The sequence below is a fragment of the Ditibartonella apihabitans genome, from assembly GCF_002007485.1.
GTDB classification, from domain to species: domain Bacteria; phylum Pseudomonadota; class Alphaproteobacteria; order Rhizobiales; family Rhizobiaceae; genus Bartonella; species Bartonella apihabitans.
The window spans coordinates 1,328,911-1,348,664 of the sequence record NZ_CP015820.1 but is presented as its reverse complement, the minus strand read 5'-3'; the positions used below and the strand labels follow the sequence as shown (position 1 = coordinate 1,348,664).

General features: G+C 45.3%; 11 protein-coding genes and 1 pseudogene. 7 read left to right on the top strand and 5 right to left on the bottom strand.

The genetic code is table 11. The features are described from left to right. Positions 1-55: 55 nt before the first annotated feature. The gene (locus tag BBC0178_RS06015) at positions 56-961 is read right to left on the bottom strand and encodes a phosphodiester glycosidase family protein (protein ID WP_225868286.1); all 906 of its coding nucleotides are present in this window, start codon (positions 959-961) and stop codon (positions 56-58) included. Between the two features lie 3 nt (positions 962-964). Beyond that, a complete protein-coding gene (gene recG, locus BBC0178_RS06010) occupies positions 965-3,073 on the bottom strand; it encodes an ATP-dependent DNA helicase RecG (protein ID WP_078039540.1) in 2,109 nt (702 codons plus the stop codon). A gap of 1,042 nt (positions 3,074-4,115) precedes the next feature. Here recG and dnaE point away from each other — a divergent pair. Further along, the gene (gene dnaE, locus BBC0178_RS06005) at positions 4,116-7,604 is read left to right on the top strand and encodes a DNA polymerase III subunit alpha (protein WP_078040383.1); all 3,489 of its coding nucleotides are present in this window, start codon (positions 4,116-4,118) and stop codon (positions 7,602-7,604) included. 113 nt (positions 7,605-7,717) lie between these two features. On the opposite strand, the gene metC is transcribed toward dnaE, so the two are convergent. After that, on the bottom strand, positions 7,718-8,887 hold the full coding sequence (gene metC, locus BBC0178_RS06000) for a cystathionine beta-lyase (RefSeq protein WP_078039539.1): 1,170 nt from the start codon (positions 8,885-8,887) through the stop codon (positions 7,718-7,720). Between the two features lie 182 nt (positions 8,888-9,069). Between metC and BBC0178_RS05995 the strand changes: the two genes are divergently transcribed. Genes BBC0178_RS05995 through BBC0178_RS05980 form a run of 4 tightly spaced genes read left to right on the top strand, consistent with a single transcriptional unit; the run spans position 9,070 to position 13,250 of the window. Continuing rightward, the gene (locus BBC0178_RS05995) at positions 9,070-10,101 is read left to right on the top strand and encodes an amino acid ABC transporter substrate-binding protein (protein ID WP_078039538.1); all 1,032 of its coding nucleotides are present in this window, start codon (positions 9,070-9,072) and stop codon (positions 10,099-10,101) included. A 48-nt stretch (positions 10,102-10,149) separates the two neighbouring features. After that, positions 10,150-11,325 carry an amino acid ABC transporter permease gene (locus BBC0178_RS05990; RefSeq protein WP_149867431.1) on the top strand — a complete coding sequence of 392 codons (1,176 nt, stop codon included), beginning with the start codon at positions 10,150-10,152 and terminating at the stop codon, positions 11,323-11,325. Between the two features lies 1 nt (position 11,326). Next, positions 11,327-12,487 (top strand): amino acid ABC transporter permease, encoded by a 1,161-nt coding sequence (locus BBC0178_RS05985; protein ID WP_078039536.1) that lies wholly within the window; start codon positions 11,327-11,329, stop codon positions 12,485-12,487. Positions 12,488-12,509: 22 nt separating this feature from the next. Continuing rightward, positions 12,510-13,250, top strand: coding sequence for an amino acid ABC transporter ATP-binding protein (locus tag BBC0178_RS05980; RefSeq protein ID WP_149867511.1), 741 nt, complete (start codon positions 12,510-12,512; stop codon positions 13,248-13,250). Positions 13,251-13,255: 5 nt separating this feature from the next. Here the strand turns inward: BBC0178_RS05980 and BBC0178_RS05975 are convergent, their stop codons facing one another. Further along, complete coding sequence (locus BBC0178_RS05975) at positions 13,256-14,485, bottom strand: FAD-binding protein (protein WP_078039535.1); 1,230 nt, start codon at positions 14,483-14,485, stop codon at positions 13,256-13,258. Positions 14,486-14,520: 35 nt separating this feature from the next. Next, positions 14,521-14,778: a zinc-finger domain-containing protein gene (locus tag BBC0178_RS05970; protein ID WP_078039534.1), complete on the bottom strand. Its 258-nt coding sequence runs from the start codon at positions 14,776-14,778 to the stop codon at positions 14,521-14,523. Between the two features lie 610 nt (positions 14,779-15,388). On the opposite strand from BBC0178_RS05970, the gene BBC0178_RS05965 reads away from it, so the two are divergent. Together BBC0178_RS05965 and ppx are read left to right on the top strand one after the other, a co-directional pair. Continuing rightward, on the top strand, positions 15,389-17,623 hold the full coding sequence (locus BBC0178_RS05965; RefSeq protein ID WP_078039533.1) for an RNA degradosome polyphosphate kinase: 2,235 nt from the start codon (positions 15,389-15,391) through the stop codon (positions 17,621-17,623). Beyond that, a pseudogene (gene ppx, locus BBC0178_RS05960) lies at positions 17,624-19,137 on the top strand (exopolyphosphatase). It begins immediately after the preceding gene. Positions 19,138-19,754: the final 617 nt, after the last annotated feature.

Sequence of the window (19,754 nt, the reverse complement as noted above, 5' to 3'; positions counted from 1 at the left end):
ATATTTAATTTGCTAAAAAATAATCATTCCTCCTCGTTTATGGGGAGGAATGATATTAATTGCCGGATTTTGAATCCTGCGTCTCCAAAGGAATAGCAACAGCAATAATAGGACCAAGCCCATACCACCAATCATAACGTTTCAGTTCGGGGGCGTAGAGGCTTGAGACTGACCCGTCAAGGAAAAGCGCGTTCGGGGTTTTCATTTCATCACGAAAAAACCGCGCGAATTCTTCAAAATTCACTCGTCCTTCGGAATTGACAAAAACAACAGTTCCATCTGTTCTGATGCCAACGCCATTGCGATATTCAAGGTAAGGCGAGTTGACAATAAACCGTGGATGAATTTTGTTTTCGATGACGAGCATCGGCCCGGATTGTGTTGCAATATCCGGTTTGATTGTCGATTTCAGAAATCTATCCGTATCCATAACACCGGCTTTTTTCCCCTCGACAAAGAAAATACCGTTCGGCTTCATATGAAAATTTCCCGGCCCATCCTTGGTAGAAACGGGATGAAGCGTTTTGCCATTTTCAATATAAAGGCCCACCGCTGAAAAATCCTTGTGGTACATGCCGCCATTGACAGCAAAAGCAATCGTTTTCCCTTGTTCCCGTAAATATTTTTCAACGTTGCGAAAATATTTGAAAGGTTCACCGTTTGCATTGTTTAGAAAAAGCGAAATATCATATTTTTCGGGATCGACCTCGCAAACAATATAAGATTTATTTTCGAATTTCTGGTGGTAGCAGAAATTGTGTGTTGTGATTTTTTTTGGCGTTTCGTGAGGCTTTTGATCTTGTTGTTGTGGCTCGGTTACGATGGGCGGATTGGAACCCTGCGGGGTGCTTTCAGGCTTTTCGAACGTTGGTGTTTGTCTGAAAAACATAAAACTTCCCACCGTTACCAATATTCCGGTGAGCGTTATCAAAAGCGGCGTGATGATATGGTTCTTTTTCATGATTTAACCAGCCCGAAGTAATTTTATGGCCCCGTCCTGGCGGAAAAGGTAAAGCAACAGTCGCAATGCCTGACCGCGTTCCGACATGAGTTGCGGGTCTTTTTCGAGTATGAGGCGCGCATCCTTTCGGGCAATTGCCAATAAATCGCTGTGAACTTCAAGATCGGCCATGTGAAATTCGGGAAGTCCGGATTGTCTGGTTCCTAATACTTCACCTTCGCCACGAAGTCGTAAATCTTCCTCGGCAATACGAAAGCCATCTTGCGTTTCACGCATGACATTCAGTCTCGCTTCGGCAATTTTACCAATCGGTGCCTTATAAAGCAAAATACAAGATGATTGTTTGTCACCTCTTCCAACTCGTCCACGTAACTGATGAAGCTGTGAAAGACCAAACCGTTCGGCATGCTCGATAATCATAATCGATGCGTCAGGGACATCGACGCCGACTTCCACGACGGTGGTAGCGACAAGCAAACGCGTTTTGCCTTGCTTGAAATCCTGCATCGCCTGATCTTTTTCGGTGGCAGCCATTTTACCGTGAACAATTCCCACAATATTGCCAAAACGGGCATGGAGAAATTCAAATCGTTTTTCAACGGATGTGAGCTCCAGGCTTTCTGACTCCTCGACCAGTGGGCATATCCAATAAATCTTGTCACCACGTTGAAGTGCCACACTGACGCGGTCGAGGAGCTCTGCCAATCGCTCTTCCGGTAAAATAGCTGTGGTTACCGGTTTCCTCCCTGACGGCTTTTCTTTTAGTTGTGAAACATCCATGTCGCCAAATGCAGTCATAACTAAAGTTCGTGGAATAGGGGTGGCGGTCATGACAAGCATATCGGGTCGGATGCCCTTGGCCAAAAGATTAAGGCGTTGATGAACGCCAAAACGATGCTGTTCGTCAATAATTGCAAGCGAGAGATTATGATAGTCGACGCTGTCCTGAATAAGTGCATGCGTCCCGATGATAAACGCAGTTTGCCCGCTTTTTATGTCGGCGAGAATTTTTTCGCGACTTTTACCTTTTTCGCGGCCAGTCAACAAAACGGTTTTCAGGCCGATTTTTTCAGCCAAAGGGCTGATTGTTGCAAAATGTTGCTGTGCCAGAACTTCAGTAGGCGCCATGAGTGCGGATTGACCGCCATTTTCGGCAATTTGTGCCATTGCCATAAAAGCCACCACAGTTTTACCTGATCCGACATCACCTTGTAACAATCTCAACATTGCCTCGTTCGAGGCGAGGTCTTGCGATATTTCGGCAATGGCCGCTTCTTGACCTTTCGTCAAAGTGAAGGGTAGGACGTGCAGGAGTTTTTTTGTATATGTGCCTCTTGGGGGATTGGCTTTACCAGCCAATTTCTTGGTTTTGTGCCGGACTAACCCCAGCGCTAATTGACCGGCTAGAAACTCATCATAAGCAAGGCGTTTTCTGGGTAGACTGTCGACACTGACATCGGCGGGGTCTACCGGTGTGTGAATTCGGCGCAAAGCGACGCCGAAGGATGGAAAGCCGGATTGTTTGAGCATTGTGTGATCAATCCATTCCGGTAACAAGGGTAACCGGTCAAGTGCTTCACCTATTGCACGGCCTAAAGTTTTTCCCGACAAACCTGCCGTTAGCGGGTAAACGGGCTCTATAAGTGGCAGTTTTTCACTCTGTGATGACGGAACGATGTAATCGGGATGAACCATGGTAACATGGCCGTTAAAGCGTTCCACTTTACCGGAAACAATAACTTTTTCGCCCTCGGGCAATTGGCTTTTTAGCCAATTTGGTTGAGCATGAAAAAACACCAAGGTAATTTCCCCCGTGTCGTCATGACCGAATATCCTATAGGGAAGGCGTTTATTATTGCTTGGAGGAGCCTGATGATAATCGACAACTATCTCGGCAGTCGTAACAGCACCGTCTAACGCAAAAGCAACCCCGGGGCGCTGTCTGCGGTCGATAACAGAGTGTGGCATTAACTGGATGAGATCGATAAGTCGGGGTTCGTCTTGTGCCGGATCGATGTTCAGGAGTTTGGATATCGTTAAGCCGACCTTTGGCCCTATGCCAGAAAGGCTTCGTATCGTCGCAAAAAATGGGTCAAGTAATGTCGGTCGCATGGCTATGAATTTAGCGGCGGGAAACCATTTTTACCAGTATCAAAATCCTGTTCATCAGCTAAAACTTTTGAAGCTGAAACGGTTTCGAAAATCGCGAGGAAAGTTTTTCCGTACGGTCAAAAAGGAACAAATGTCATTCCTTTTGAAATGACGATAATTGCTATTGGTCTCTCACTGCATATGCCGGATAGACTGGTCTTTTGCTATTCTCCTATTCGACGTGGGGCATAACAATTCGAAACCTCGAACAGGTTGTAGCAGGAGTTCCTCGAAGATCTCACTCCATTCAACAACAACGGAATTTTTTTAAATTCAAAAGAATGATTGCAGAAAAAGCATGTTCGACTATTTTGACCTTTAACATGCATCTTGAGGACCGGATAGGCGCCTGTTTTTTAAAAGCCTGATAGTTTGAAACATTCGTATTGTCGTTTTGTGCGGATTGGATATTTTAAGCCTCAAAACAATCGGCCGATCATTGCGAAAGTGCTGACGGATGCCGCTTAAGCGAAACTTCTCATTTAAAAATGCAGGACCGGGCGGGATCGGAAACCCTGTATCAGTCGAATATCTGGGAAAAGATAACGTGTAACCGAACCTTGATTGCAAGGACAAAGTCCTGACGAGAATATTTCTCTCTATTGAAATTGTGAGAGGAAATATCATTCATGGAAATAAATCATTAACTATGGAAAGCATGGCGAAAATAAAAACTTGAAAACAGAACAAAACAAGAACATAAAGGATACATAACAAGAAAGGAAAAGCTGATGTCTGAAATTTTATATGATGTGTTGTCCTTTGTTTCTGTGAGTTTGTTCGTGACAACGATAGGAATCTGGTTAATAACGTTCTAAAACAAAAGCGTGATTTTGCGAGTTGGGGCTGATGTTGCAAGCCGGGGCCTTCGCCCAAAGCTATGAAAGCCTTCCTGAGCCCGTCGTGATGATGATCGAGAGCTGCTTTGATCACGAGAGAATCTGGCAGAATCATTGACATTTCTTGTCGTGGCGATCGCGAACAATTATTGGAAAGATTGAACGTGTCTGACGGTAGTACTGAAAAACAAAACGAGGAAATTGAACGCCCGCGGTTTATCCATTTGAGGATTCACTCGGCCTATTCATTGTTGGAAGGTGCAATAAAGGTCAAAGAAGTCATCAAATATGCCCTTCATGACCATGCTCCGGCTATCGCGATTACCGATACAAATAATCTCTTCGGTGCACTCGAATTTACCCAATATTGTTTTGCCGACGGTATTCAACCGATTATCGGTTGCCAATTGGCTATCGACTTCGAAGATGTGGGGTATGACCCACGTGTTACAAAATGGCGTTATCCTTCGGACTTTACGTCAATTGTTCTCCTTGCAGCTACCGAAACGGGCTACAAGAATTTGGTGCATCTTGTAAGCCGTGCCTATCTCGATAAAAGCGAGACTGACCCCGCAAATGCGAGGATAGAATGGGTCGCAGAACTGAGTGAGGGCATTATTGCCCTGACCGGTGGACCGAACGGTCCGATAAACAGCTCGATTGTTGCAGATAAAAGAGATCGCGCTATCGAACGTTTGCAACGTCTGCAAAAAGCCTTCGGCGACCGGCTATATATGGAACTACAGCGCCACGGCAATTATGATCGTGCAACGGAAGCGGAAATTGTCGAACTCGCCTATAAATATGGCATACCGTTGGTAGCGACTAATGAAGCTTTTTTCAAAGATAAAAGCGGTTATGAAGCGCATGATGCATTATTGGCAATTGCCGAAGGACAAATTGTATCCAATCCGGACAGAAGGCGCGTTACACCCGATCATTACCTGAAATCGCAAGATGAAATGGTCGAGCTGTTTTCCGATCTTCCGGAGGCAATCGACAACACCGTTGAAATTGCAATGCGCTGTCACGCCTATACGCCGACAAGAAAACCGATTTTGCCACGTTTCACCGGTCAATCGGATGATCCTGCAGCAGCTGTCAAAGCGGAAGCTGACGAAATGATACGTCAGGCAAGAGAAGGGCTGAAGATGCGCCTTGAAACGGCCGGTCCTTCGGAAGGTTATACGCCTAAGGATTACGAAGAACGACTGGAATATGAAATATCCATTATTACAAAAATGCAGTTTCCGGGCTACTTCCTGATCGTTTCTGACTTCATCAAATGGGCAAAAGCGCATGATATCCCCGTAGGGCCAGGACGTGGATCAGGTGCAGGCTCGCTTGTTGCCTATGCTTTGACAATTACCGATATAGACCCGTTGCGCTTTTCATTGCTGTTTGAACGTTTTCTCAATCCGGAACGCGTATCCATGCCGGATTTTGACGTGGATTTCTGTCAGGATAGACGCGAAGAAGTTATCCATTATGTGCAATCCAAATATGGCAACGAACAAGTTGCACAAATTATTGCACTCGGTAAATTACAGGCTCGAGCAGTTATTCGCGATGTCGGTCGCGTCCTTGAAATGCCTTATCGTCAGGTAGATTATCTTTCCAAATTGGTTCCGCAAACGCCCGGAAACAACGTCGAGCTTGCAAAAGCCATCAAGGATGAACCAAAATTCGAGGAAGAAAAGAAAAAAGATCCAACGGTCGGTCATCTCCTTGATATTGCACTTCAGCTTGAGGGACTTTATCGGCATACATCCACACATGCCGCCGGTATCGTTATCGGCGACCGGCCTTTGTGGCAATTGGTGCCAATGTATCGTGATCCGCGCTCGAATATGCCGGTTACGCAGTTCAATATGAAATTTGTTGAAAAAGCGGGGCTAGTCAAGTTCGACTTTTTGGGTTTGAAAACCCTTACAGTTTTGAAGACGGCTGTCGATTTTGTCGCGCGCAAAGGAATAAAGATCGATCTTTCCCATATTCCGCTTGATGACAAACCGACTTATGACATGCTGACACGTGGTGAAACAGTCGCGGTATTCCAGGTTGAAAGTACGGGCATGCGCAAGGCGCTTATCGGAATGAAACCTGACCGTATCGAGGATATTACCGCCCTTGTCGCACTTTACCGGCCGGGTCCTATGGAGAATATCCCGACCTATATTGCCCGTAAACACGGTGAAGAAGAGATTGCCTCCATTCACCCGAAAATAGATTATCTTGTGAAGGAAACCCAAGGCGTCATCATCTATCAGGAACAGGTGATGCAGATCGCGCAGGTGCTCGCGGGATATTCGCTTGGACAAGCGGACCTTTTGCGCCGCGCCATGGGTAAGAAAATTCATGAAGAAATGGAGCGCCAGCGTGTCCACTTCGTTGCCGGAGCTGTTGAACGGGGCGTGGATAAAAATCAGGCAAATTCGATCTTCGATTTGCTGGCAAAATTTGCTGATTATGGTTTCAATAAATCCCATGCGGCAGCTTATGCTTTTGTTTCTTATCAAACGGCCTATATGAAAGCCCATTATCCGGTTGAATTTTTAGCCGCTTCCATGACTTACGAAATGGGCAACACAGAGAAGCTCAATGATTTTCGGCGTGAAGCTGAAAGACTTGGAATTGAAGTTGTCGCCCCTTCTGTCCAGACATCCTATCGTGCGTTCGAGGTCGGCGAAAATCGTATTTATTATTCACTTGCAGCAATCAAGGGGGTTGGCGACCCTGCAGTCAATCACATTGTGGAAAAACGCGGCGACAAGCCGTTCAAAGATCTGGAAGATTTTTGCGAACGCACGGATCCACGTATTGTCAATAAGAGGGTGATGGAAAGTCTCATCCATGCCGGCGCCTTCGACTGCTTCCATATTCCGCGTGAAGTGCTCGTGGCAGGAATTGATGTCATCAATGCCCGTTCAATGCGGGTGCTTGACGATAACCGGAGCGGCCAGACCGATATTTTCGGAATGAGCGACGGACCGAAAGAACCACTTTTATTGCCTGAGGCAAAGCCTTGGTTGCCGGCTGAAAAGCTCCATCATGAGTTTCAAGCCATTGGTTTTTATCTATCTGCCCATCCATTGGATGAATATAAGGATGTTTTGCAAAAACTCCGCGTTCAAAACTGGAACGATTTTTCCAATGCTGTGCGGCGAGGGGCAAATGCCGGTCGTCTTGCCGGAACGGTCAGTGCAAAACAGGTAAGAAAGACGAAATCGGGAAAGAAAATGGGCATTATCCAGTTTTCCGACCCGACCGGACAATTCGAAGCGATCCTTTTTTCGGAAGGATTGGCGGCCTATGGAGATATGCTTGAACCGGGGCAATCGGTCGTCATAACAGTTAATGCCGAAAATCGTCCGGAAGGTATCAGTTTACGGATAGAAACAGTTCAGTCATTGGAACATGAAGCAGAACGTATTCATAAAACAATGCGTATATTTGTTCGTAATGCCGATATGGTAGAAGAAATCGGCAGTAGCCTCGAGCGTGGCGGCGACGGGGATGTAGGCTTCATTATCATCAAGGATAATGGTGCCCGCGAAATAGAAGTTTCGCTCCCGCATAAATATCGCGTAACTCCGCAGGTAGCAGGTGCTATGAAAGCCATTCGCGGTGTTGTCGATGTCGAGCTTGTATAAAATTATAAAATGGTTTAAAAAAAACATACAACCGATTGATATTCAACAAAAATAGGAAGGTAAATCTATTACCTTCCTCATATTGTAATTTCGTTATTTTTTTTGAATTATCTTCAGAGCTTTGTTGCGATTAACGCCTGTTCAAGATCAGCTTTCAGGTCATCGAAATCCTCAATGCCGATTTGAAGCCTCAGAAGTGAACCTAAATATTGGTGTTTGAAAACTCGGTCTTCCAAGTGGACTTCGACAGCCAGACTTTCATAGCCGCCCCAGGAATATCCGAGTTTGAAAATTTTAAGTGCATTCAAAAAAGCGTGGGCTTGTTTTTCGCCGCCGCCTTTCAAAACAATCGAAAACAATGACGAAGCGCCTTTGAAATCGCGTTTCCAGATTTCATGGCCTTTATGGCTTGGAAGTGCCGGATAAAGCACTTCTGCAACCTGCGGCATAGTTTCCAACCATTGGGCGAGAGCTAAAGCAGTCTTGCTTTGATGGGCAAGTCTTATACCCATGGTGCGCATCGAGCGCAGAGTATTGTAAGCATCATCACCGGAAACGCTCATTCCAAGAAACATATGGGCGTCTTCGACAATTCTTTTCGTCCGTTCATTCGCAGAGATGAAACCGATCAGAATATCGGAATGGCCTGCCGGATATTTTGTTCCTGCGGTAATTGAAATATCGACACCATGGTCAAGTGGCTTGAAATTAACAGGTGTTGCCCATGTATTATCCATCAGTACAACTGCGCCATGTGCGTGTGCAACCGACGAAATTGCCGGTATATCCTGAATTTCGAATGTATTTGATCCCGGTGACTCGGTAAAAACCACCTTGGTGTTCGGCTTCATCAAAGTTTCTATAGCTCTGCCGATTGTCGGGTCATAATATTCTACCTCTACCCCCATTTTCCGGAGCATATTATTGGCAAAACGACGTGTCGGTCCGTAGACAGAATCGGCAATCAATGCATGGTCACCTTGTGCCAATACACCGAGGAGCGGAACGGTAATTGCGGCAAGCCCCGAAGGCACCAGAACGGTTTTTTCCGCTCCTTCAAGCATGTTGATCGCCTCGCAAAGAGCATCGGTTGTGGGCGTTCCATGCGTGCCGTAGGTGTAACGTTGATTTTCGGATTTTAAAGTCTTCGCATCGGGAAACAACACCGTTGAAGCATGAACAACCGGTGGATTGACAAAACCGAAATAATCGGCCGGATTATTTCCACAATGAGCAAGTTTGGTATTGATGCCGGACGGATTTGAATGTTTATTTGAGGTCATCAACTGTACTTTCCAATTTTTTATTCCACTTTATATTTTACCTTTGATAAAACATGATAAAGGTCAAGCAAAATCTGTTCGCTTTTCATTAGAATGATAGCACGCTATTTGCTTGACGTTATCGGGATAATGCTTTTCGATAGCGATCAGGACAAGTTTTTGCAAAAGCAGGAGAGGACATTATGTTTTTCAACACTTACATCGCTGCTGTCGGCGTTGCTGTTGCGGCCTTAAGCGCTGTTTCGGCCTCTGCAGGCACTTTGGATGACATTAAGGCGAGGGGATATCTGCAATGTGGCGTAAGCACGGGACTTGCCGGTTTCAGCATTCCCGATGAAAAAGGCCATTGGACAGGTTTTGATGTTGATTATTGTCGTGCCGTTGCTGCCGCTGTCTTCGGAAGTGGTGACAAAGTAAAATTTGTTCCCTTAAGCTCTAAAGAGCGTTTTACGGCACTTCAATCAGGTGAAATCGATGTTTTGATCCGCAATACCACTTGGACAATCAATCGGGAAACAGCCTTGGGACTGGATTTTGTCGGTGTCAATTATTACGATGGACAGGGCTTCATGATTAACAAAAAGAATCTTGAAGGTGTGACATCAGCGCTTCAATTATCGGGTGCATCAATATGTGTTCAGTCTGGTACATCAACCGAACTGACACTTGCCGATTATTTCCGTAATAACAAAATGGAATATACACCTGTTGTTTTTGATAAATTTACCGAAGTCAATCAAGCCTACGATGCAGGGCGTTGCGATGTTTACACAACCGACCAGTCGTCACTTTATGGCTTGCGCTTACAGCTAAAAAATCCGGAAGATCATGTTGTTTTGCCGCAGATCATTTCGAAAGAACCTTTCGGTCCGGCCGTTCGTCAAGGTGATCCCCAATGGGCGGATGTTGTGCGTTGGACGCATAATGCACTGTTGAATGCTGAAGAATTCGGCATAACACAGGCAAATGTCGACGATATGTTAAAATCCGACAATCAGGATATCCGGCGTCTTCTCGGAGTGGAACAGGGTAATACAATTGGTAAAGACTTGGGGCTTGATAATGATTGGGTCGTAAAAATCATTAAAGCGACCGGCAATTATGGTGAAATCTTCGAGCGTAATATCGGGCAGAATACACCTTTGAAAATTTCACGCGGCATCAATGCCTTGTGGACGAAAGGCGGGCTGCAATACGGTCTCCCTATTCGTTGATGGTCTTTTATAGCGTCAATTTTCCTAATGACTAAACACCCGCTAATAATGTCCGAGCGCTCCCTGAAGGCAGAATTGGCTGCCTTTTTCAATATGCGTTCGCTTTTATCTTTTGGCCTTCAGTGTTTGGTCATTTTGGGCCTTTTTCTCGTCATTCGATGGATAGCCCACAATACCATTGTCAACCTGCGTGCTTCCAATATTGCTTCCGGTTTTGATTTTCTGGATAAACGTGCCGGATTTAACCAGCCATCAAGCATCATTCAATATGATGATAACGCAACCAACGGCGAAGTTATTGCAGCAAGTCTCGTCAATCTGGTGTTCATTTCGGCATTAAGTCTGGTAACAGCTACGCTGATCGGGCTTTTTATCGGTATTGGCCGTTTGTCGCAAAATTGGCTGGTTGCCAAGCTCTCGCTCTGTTATGTCGAATTTTTCCGTAACATACCGCCGCTCGTCCTGTTATTTTTCTGGTCAATCGGCATTATGCAGATTTTACCGCCTGCAAGACAAAGTCTTCATTGGGGTGACTTAGCAATTAATATTCGGGGAATTTATCTGCCACGGCCGGTTTGGGGTGAACATGTATTATTATTTGTAGTTTTATCCGTTATATTGATGGCTTTAGCGTTCGTTCTCCATTTCCGTGGCCGTTATATGATAAAGGAAACCGGTAACACACGGATAAAATGGTGGTATGGCCCCTTTATCGGTATTTTTTGTCCGATCATTCTATTTCTGTTATTTGCCTATCCCACGTCGTGGGACATTCCTACATTGAAAGGTTTCAATTTCAGTGGCGGGTATTATATTTCGCCGGAATTCCTTTCGCTTTATCTTGCACTATCAATCTATACGGGTGCATTGATTGCCGAGACAATTCGCGCAGGTATTCAGGGTGTGGATAAAGGCATGTCTGAGGCCGGTGCATCGCTCGGTCTTTCCAATGGCCTGATTATGCGTCTGGTTATATTGCCGCTTGCTCTGCGTATCATTATTCCACCGCTTGCCAGCCAATATATGAACCTGATCAAAAATACATCTCTCGGCGCAGCCGTCGGTTATTCCGAACTTATGATGGTCTCAAGCACCATTATGGAAAGAACCGGACAGTCCGTTGAACTGGCGGTTATCTGGATTGAAGTTTATCTGGGCTTGAGCATTGTCGTTTCGCTTTTTATGAACTGGTTCAACCGACATATGGCTTTGGTGGAGCGCTAGAATGACCGAGCGTTATGTCCAGACGAAGTTTATATCGGCGTCTCCTCCTCCTATACTCGATAGGGGAATATGGCATTGGTTGAGGCACAATCTTTTTTCCACACCTCTAAATTGTGTAGTGAGCATCATACTTGTGCTCGCAGTCATCTATTTTGCCGTTCCGCTTATTAATTGGCTCATTATCAAAGCTGTATGGAGCGGTAGCGACCGCAAGGCCTGCACAACGATCACTCAAGGCGGAATAATGCCGGATGACTGGAGCGGGGCGTGTTGGGCTTTTGTGAAAGCGAATTTCTGGCAATTCATTTACGGCCGCTATCCCGATAGCGAACGTTGGCGTGTCGATCTCATGGCATTGATCGTGGTTATCATAAATTTGCCATTACTTATTCCCTCTTGCCCGCTAAAAATAGCCAATGCACTTGTATCGCTCTTTGTTGTTCCGCTTATCGGCTATTTTTTGCTTTTTGGTGGGTATTTTCATTTACAACCGGTCGCAACCCAATTGTGGGGCGGATTGCTTGTGACTTTGACGATTGCCTATTGCAGTATTACCATTTCACTTCCCCTAGGGAGCCTATTGGCACTTGGCCGCCGTTCGAAAATGCCCGTTATCCATACGATCTCGTTGATTTTTATAGAGACTGTACGAGGCATACCTTTGGTTGCCGTGTTATTTATTGCCAGCGTTATGCTTCCTTTATTTCTTCCGCCGGATATAACCTTCGACAAATTTTTGCGCGCTTTGATTGGCGTTGCATTATTCACCTCCGCTTATATTGCCGAAGTCGTTCGTGGCGGACTACAAGCAATACCGCGCGGACAATATGAGGCGGCAGAAGCGCTTGGTCTTGGTTATTTCAAAACAATGGGTCTTGTTATCTTGCCCCAAGCCTATAGCCTGGTCATACCCGGCATTATAAATGTGCTTATCGGGATGTTTAAGGAAACAAGCCTTGTCTATATTATCGGGATGTTCGATCTTCTGGGGATTGTACGACAGGCAATTCAACAGGCCCAGTGGAGCACTCCCCAGACGCCCCTTACAGGAATGGTGTTTATAGGACTGGTTTTCTGGGTATTTTGTTTTGGCATGTCAAGATATGCGCATTTTATTGAAAGGCGCTTGAATGCTCCGAAGACTAACGGTGCGGAAGGATAAGCACTTGCGGAAAAAGCCGGATATGATTGATGAGAATTTGGATGTAGCGATGCACCATGTCAACAAATGGTACGGCAGGCTTCATGTTTTGCGCAACATCGAACTCGAAGTCAAACCGAAAGAGAGGGTGATAATATCCGGTCCTTCAGGGTCGGGAAAATCCACATTGATACGATGTATCAACGGTCTGGAACGGGCGGAAGAGGGGGATATTACGGTAACGGGAATTCCTCTCAAGCATGGAATGTGGAGTTTGAACAAAATACGTAGGAACGTCGGCATGGTTTTCCAGCATTTCAATCTGTTTCCTCACCTGACTGTTCTCGAAAATTGTGTGCTTGCGCCTATCTGGGTGAAGCATGTGGGCCGGCGCAGAGCAGAAGAGCAGGCAATGCATTATCTGGAACGTGTCAAAATTCCGGATCAGGCCCATAAATATCCCGGACAGCTATCAGGTGGACAACAACAACGTGTTGCTATTGCCCGTTCTCTTTGTATGGAACCGCGTGTCATGTTGTTTGATGAACCAACCTCGGCTCTGGATCCGGAGATGATCAAAGAGGTTCTGGATACAATGATTGATCTTGCCGAAAATGGCATGACGATGCTTTGTGTCACCCACGAAATGGGCTTTGCCAGACAAGTTGCCGATCGGGTAATTTTTATGGATGAAGGGCAAATCCTTGAAGTTGCCCCACCGGATGAGTTTTTTGACCATCCGGTGCATGAAAGGGCGAAGGCATTTTTAAGCCAGATTTTATGATTGTGCTATTGGTTTTTGGCAAAACCGGTAGAGTCATATCCATAAAGCCAGTCAAGATTTGCCATGAAATTTTCTGACGGGCGTATCTTCATCACAAAATTGCGCGCAAGAGCAACAGGTCCGGTGGCGTGGTATACAAAACGGTTGAACGCACCCCTTTTATTGACAGCAGCAACGCGTGGCGTGCGAATATTGCTGTAAAGTCTCATAGCCGAAGACAGGTCCATATCTTCACTAGATAAAATTTCAGCCAGAGCGGCTGAATCTTCGATGGCCATAGCCGCACCTTGCGCTGCAAAGGGTAAAAAACCATGCGCTGCATCGCCAACAAAAACGCGAAATTTATTATCGGTGAACCGGTGTGGTAACATTTGGAACAACGGCCAGAATGTCCATTTATCGACCAGAGTGAAAATGTTCCTTATCGCCGGATGCCAGCCCTTGAAATGCCTGAAAAGCTCATTTTTATCACCATCACGTGACCAGACTTCACCCGGGTTGTATCCTTGCGTGATTGCAACAAAGTTAAACGACTTACCTGCTTTCAACGGGTAGGCTACAAGATGATTGTTCGGTCCCATCCATGCGGTTACAGTTTTAACGTCCTCGAAAGAACTCAGAAATTCTTTCGGAAGAAGATCAACGTCAATTGTAGCTCTCCAGGCAATATAACCGCTAAAACTCGCTTGGTCATTTAATGGTGGGAATTGTCTCAACTTCGACCAAACGCCATCACACCCGATGACGAGCGGTGTTACTAAGCGTTGTTCGACCCCCTGATGATCAGATAGGATTTCTGCCAAGTCATCGGTTTCATTGGAAACAGCAATCACTTTTTCGTCCAATTTAATCTCGATCAAGGGATTATTGCTTGCTTTTTCATAAAGTACATTTTGCAAATCGGCACGGTGAATTGTAATATAAGGAGCATGCCAACGCCGCTCCGAGATATCCTGCAAGTCGACATGGAGAAGTGTCTTGGCTGATGAACCGTCTCTGAGCTCAAGGAATTTGGCTTTGACGCCAACGTCCAATAATTGATCGAGAACGCCCCAGCGCTTTAATAATCGGGTAGCATTCGGTGCCAATTGAACACCGGCGCCGACTTCTTCCAGATGATCTCGACTTTCAAGAACAAGGGTGCTTATTCCCTTTTGAGCTAATGCCAATGCCGAACTTAACCCGGCAATTCCTGCCCCCACTATGATTGGTTTTTCCTGATTCTGCCAATTCATAGTTTATTCCTTATTCAATATTGATAGATTGACAATCAACCCGCGATTTTGAATTGCTCCACGTCAAATGTGCAACCGGCAGGTTTCGTTTCTGTTTCAGAAAGAGATGGGTTATATCTGTACAATGTCGAGCAATATGAGCAAATTTTTTCGTCATCGGCTCCCATATCTATAAAAATATGCGGATGATCGAACGGAGGATTGGCACCGACGCACATGAACCTCTTCACGCCGATTTCTATCATTTTATATCCGCCATCATTTTGAAAATGAGGAATGTTATGACTAGCCATGCCTGAACTCCATGTCGTTATTGAAACCCTGTGCATTTTACGCACTTCCACTGATAACGTTCTCTCTATAACCTAATTGTTCAATAATGGCTAATAGTTTGTATGTGGGCACCGACACGAAAACTCGATTATCCATTTTTCATGGTCGATAGGAGAAGAGAGCTATTTAAAACCAGCTGCGATTTTTGCGGTTATCTGAAGTAAAATGATCAAATTTTTCAGCAAGCTGAACAACCATTCAACTACAAGTTACGATATCACAATATTTTTGGCTAAAACCGACGTTTAGTGTTGCAATTTCGTAGAGTTTTTGATGCGGTATACCGAGCTTTTTCTGGCCGGCTTCAAAACTGTTAAATCAAAATAAAACCGGCTAATTGTGCTAGCTACCCAGTTGTATGTTTCCGAAAAAAAGAGCCAGAAACACTGGATAAAACGAATATTGGTATCAAAAAATTGATATTGGATTTGTCATAGCGGTATCCGAGTTGTAAGCTTGAAGTTGTGACTAAACCGGAACGTGATGACTCGAAACGTTTTCGCCGGAAGCGGACTAATGTGATTATTTCGGTTGCAGCATTAAAACAATAAGGATGAAGGGAAAAGCAATATGGCTTTACGTACAAAAAACTCATCAAATTCCGAGGCAAAACAGCCTAATGCTGATACAATCAATATGGAAACTCCGGAACGTTTTATAAATCGCGAGTTTTCGTGGCTTCAATTCAACAATCGTGTGTTGATGGAAGCTGCCAATAAAAAACATCCCTTATTGGAACGTCTACGTTTTTTATCCATATCGGCGACAAATCTTGACGAGTTTTTTATGGTTCGTATTGCCGGTCTTGCCGGTCAGGTGCGTGCTGGAATTGTTACGCGTAGTGCGGACGGGCGCACTCCTCAGGAGCAGCTTGATTTTGTGTTGGCGGAAGTGGCAAGGCTACAAGCAAACCAACAACAAGAATTGCGTGCATTACGTCATGAACTTGAACAGGAAAAAATTGCGATTATCCGTCCTGATCGTCTGACCGAAACTGAAAAAACATGGCTTGAAAATCATTTTCTTGAGACAATATTTCCTGTTCTCACGCCACTTTCGATCGATCCGGCTCACCCGTTTCCGTTCATTCCGAATTTAGGCTTTTCAATTGCACTTCATTTGTTACGTCGTGCAGACCATCAGCCTATGACAGCACTTTTAAGGTTACCGACTGCGCTCAAACGTTTCACGCTGCTGCCCGATGAAGGTCACGGTTATCGCTTTATTTCTTTGGAAGATGTTGTCAGTCTTTTCATCGGCAAACTCTTTCCCGGATATGAAGTGAACGGGGCAGGAACATTCCGGGTCATTCGCGATAGTGATATTGAGGTCGAAGAAGAAGCCGAAGATCTCGTTCGGCTATTTGAAACCGCTTTGAAACGTAGACGTCGCGGTCAGGTTATTCGCATAGAATTCGACGCCGAAATGCCGGATGATTTACGCCAGTTTGTAACGACCGAGCTTGGTGTTCCGGATAATCGTATAAGCGTGCTTGATGGCTTGCTGGCGCTCAATATGATTTCGGAAATTGTTTCAATCCCGCGCGAAGACCTGAAATTTGTTCCTTATAACCCGCGTTTTCCGGAACGGATTAGAGAACATGCAGGCGACTGTTTTGCAGCCATTCGTGAAAAAGACATTGTTGTGCATCATCCTTACGAATCATTTGATGTCGTTGTCCAATTCCTGCGCCAAGCTGCAGCCGATCCGGATGTTTTGGCAATCAAACAAACGCTCTACAGAACATCGAATGACAGCCCGATTGTACGTGCGCTCATTGATGCATCGGAAGCAGGGAAATCTGTTACGGCTCTGGTCGAACTTAAGGCCCGTTTCGACGAAGAAGCGAATATCCGCTGGGCGAGAGACCTAGAAAGAGCAGGGGTGCAGGTGGTCTTCGGGTTCATTGAACTCAAAACCCACGCTAAAATGTCGCTGGTCGTTCGTCGCGAAGAGAACAGGTTACGCTCTTATGTTCATCTGGGAACAGGAAACTATCACCCGATAACGGCAAAAATCTATACCGACTTGTCATTTTTCACGACGGATGACGACATCGGGCACGATGTTCAGTTGATCTTTAATTTCATTACCGGTTATGCACAACCGGACGAGCCGATGAAACTGGCCTTTTCACCTTTGACATTGCGGCGTCGTATTCTGGGACATATTGAGGATGAAATTGCTCATGCAAGGGAAGGGAAACCTGCGGCAATCTGGATGAAGATGAACTCGCTTGTCGACCCTCAGATTATTGATGCTTTGTATCGAGCAGGGCAGGCCGGTGTTCAGGTTGATCTGGTGGTTCGCGGCATTTGTTGTTTACGCCCCGGTATTCCCGGTTTTTCCGATAATATTCGTGCAAAGTCGATTGTCGGGCGTTTCCTCGAACATAGTCGTATTTTCTGTTTCGGCAATGGAGAGGATTTGCCGAATGAAAACGCAATTGTCTATTTTGGTTCGGCCGATATGATGACAAGAAATCTTGACAGACGCGTTGAAACGCTAGTACCGGTCTTCAACAAGACGGTTCACCAACAAATTCTTTCCCAGATTATGCTGGCAAATATTATAGACAATCAGCAAAGTTTCGAGATATTGAGCGACGGAACCTCGCGCCGTATTACTCCGCTTAAAGGTGAAAAACCGTTCAATGCCCAGGAATATTTCATGACCAATCCAAGTCTTTCCGGACGTGGAAAATCTTTGAGGTCCTCGGCTCCTCGAATCATTGCATTACGCCGTCAACAAACTGATACAACGAACACAGATAAACCGATACAACGAAAAAAGACTGAAACATAAATGGATAGCTCCGTTGCTCAAGGCCGTTTAAAAGGCCGAAAACCTGTTGCCGTAATCGATATCGGATCAAACTCGGTTCGATTGGTCGTTTATGAGGGGTTGGTGCGCTCCCCCACGGTTCTCTTCAACGAGAAAATTCTTTGTGGACTGGGGAAAGGCGTTGCAAAAACCGGTTGCCTCGAACCGGATTCGGTCGAAATGGCGTTACGTACTTTAAGACGCTTCCATGCCATTTGCGAACAGATCGGTGTGTCGGCAATTCATACATTGGCAACAGCTGCAGCACGTGAAGCCAAGAATGGACCGGCCTTTATTGCAGAAGCTGAAAAAATTCTCAAAGCTGAAGTAAAGGTTCTGACTGGTAAAGAAGAGGCGACCTACTCCGCCTATGGTATCATATCTACTTTCCATCATCCGGATGGAATTGCCGGTGATTTGGGCGGAGGAAGTCTGGAGCTGGTTGATATCCATGAAACGTCTGTCGGCGATGATGGAATTACTTTGCCGCTGGGAGGTTTGCGGCTTCAGGATATGTCTGACAATAATCTGGCGGAAGCTACAAAAATTGCCCGACGCTATCTCAAGAGAAGCGAGATTCTTGGCAAAAACAAAGGAAGAAACTTTTATGCTGTCGGGGGGACATGGCGAAATCTCGCAAAGCTCCACATTGCAGTCAAACACTATCCTCTTCCTGTCATGCACGGCTACGAGGTCGAAGCATCCGATATGGAATCATTTCTTCACCGCGTTGCAAAGGGTGAGATCGACCAGTTAAAAAACATCTCCGCCATTTCCAAAAACCGCCGGCAACTCTTATCCTATGGAGCAACTGTCCTGACAGAACTTATGCGTTCTCTTAACCCGAAGAAAATTATATTTTCAGGTGCGGGGGTACGTGAAGGATTTATGTTTTCAGAACTAAGTCCCAAAACACGTCTGGAAGATCCGCTCATAGCGGCCTGTCAGGAAATGGCAACTTTGCGTGCCCGTTCCCCGGCGCAGGCTTATGACCTTATCGGCTTTACAAAGAATGCTTTCGATATTTTCGGCTTTCAGGAAAACGAAGAACAAAAAAGATATCGCGAAGCGGCTTGTCTTCTTGCCGATATCGGTTGGCGTTTTCATCCCGATTATCGAGGCGATCAATCGGCTAATCAGGTGGCTTTCGGGCCTTATCCCGGCATTACACATATCGGTCGTGTCTATGTCGCATTATCGGTTTTTTATCGTAATGAAGGACTATTCGTGGATGATGACGCACCGTCAATCATAAAACTTGCGAATAAAGAAATTGTAGAAAGAGCCCGTTTTCTGGGCGGGCTTATGCGCGTTGCCAATCTCTTTCTGCTTCGACTGCCGGTATTCTGCCAGATTTAATATGGAAAACACAAGATAAGTCTATTGTTCTAACAATACCGGAACGCCATTCCGATCTTATTGCGGAACGGCCGCTAGGGCGTTTGCAGCAACTCGAAAAAGTTACGAATAAGGACTTGCGCTATTTGGTGGTTTGAAATTTTAAAGAAACCAACGGCTTTCTCATTCGGTTAGAGGATATTTAAAGGCAATGCATCCGCATTTAACCAAGGCTCGTAGTTCTAATTGAAAACGGAAATCAACTTTAAGACTCTCGTGTAATTTCACGCCTTAGGTGGCCTTCAACATAGAAGTCCCAATTAGTTGGATAGACACCCGATTAGCGACCAAAGAGACGGTGTTTTAACACTTTTTGAACGAGACACTGAACATACAATCAAAAGGCTATTAAAGTCGATTTCATCGGGCTGAATTTTTAAAACGTTTTCATTAAAAACTCATGATATGAATAAGTTAAAGACGAATTTTAATAAAACGGACGAACTAAAATAAAACCGGAATCTGTTTGTTTTCAAATGCCGGAAAATCCGTTTCAGAAGATAAATAACCGTATGTCCATAAGGCGCGCTTCCGACGTCGTTACTAATTTAACAACGTTGGATAGTTGTTATTATTTCCCTGAATAAAGCTCACGGGAATGCAGCAGTTAAACGCGCTGCGATCTATTTTTATATGACTAGTGCTAAAACCCGTGCATCAATCCAAAGAAAACATCCAAATGGTTGCCGAAACTAGATCTATAATGTGCCGATGG

Bases quoted from the DNA above. Each gene is read 5' to 3' on its own strand.
- BBC0178_RS06015 (WP_225868286.1), bottom strand. From the start codon at position 961: ATGAAAAAGAACCATATCATCACGCCGCTTTTGATAACGCTCACCGGA.
- recG (WP_078039540.1), bottom strand. From the start codon at position 3,073: ATGCGACCGACATTACTTGACCCATTTTTTGCGACGATACGAAGCCTT.
- metC (WP_078039539.1), bottom strand. From the start codon at position 8,887: ATGACCTCAAATAAACATTCAAATCCGTCCGGCATCAATACCAAACTT.
- BBC0178_RS05995 (WP_078039538.1), top strand. From the start codon at position 9,070: ATGTTTTTCAACACTTACATCGCTGCTGTCGGCGTTGCTGTTGCGGCC.
- BBC0178_RS05990 (WP_149867431.1), top strand. From the start codon at position 10,150: ATGTCCGAGCGCTCCCTGAAGGCAGAATTGGCTGCCTTTTTCAATATG.
- BBC0178_RS05985 (WP_078039536.1), top strand. From the start codon at position 11,327: ATGACCGAGCGTTATGTCCAGACGAAGTTTATATCGGCGTCTCCTCCT.
- BBC0178_RS05980 (WP_149867511.1), top strand. From the start codon at position 12,510: ATGATTGATGAGAATTTGGATGTAGCGATGCACCATGTCAACAAATGG.
- BBC0178_RS05975 (WP_078039535.1), bottom strand. From the start codon at position 14,485: ATGAATTGGCAGAATCAGGAAAAACCAATCATAGTGGGGGCAGGAATT.
- BBC0178_RS05970 (WP_078039534.1), bottom strand. From the start codon at position 14,778: ATGGCTAGTCATAACATTCCTCATTTTCAAAATGATGGCGGATATAAA.
- BBC0178_RS05965 (WP_078039533.1), top strand. From the start codon at position 15,389: ATGGCTTTACGTACAAAAAACTCATCAAATTCCGAGGCAAAACAGCCT.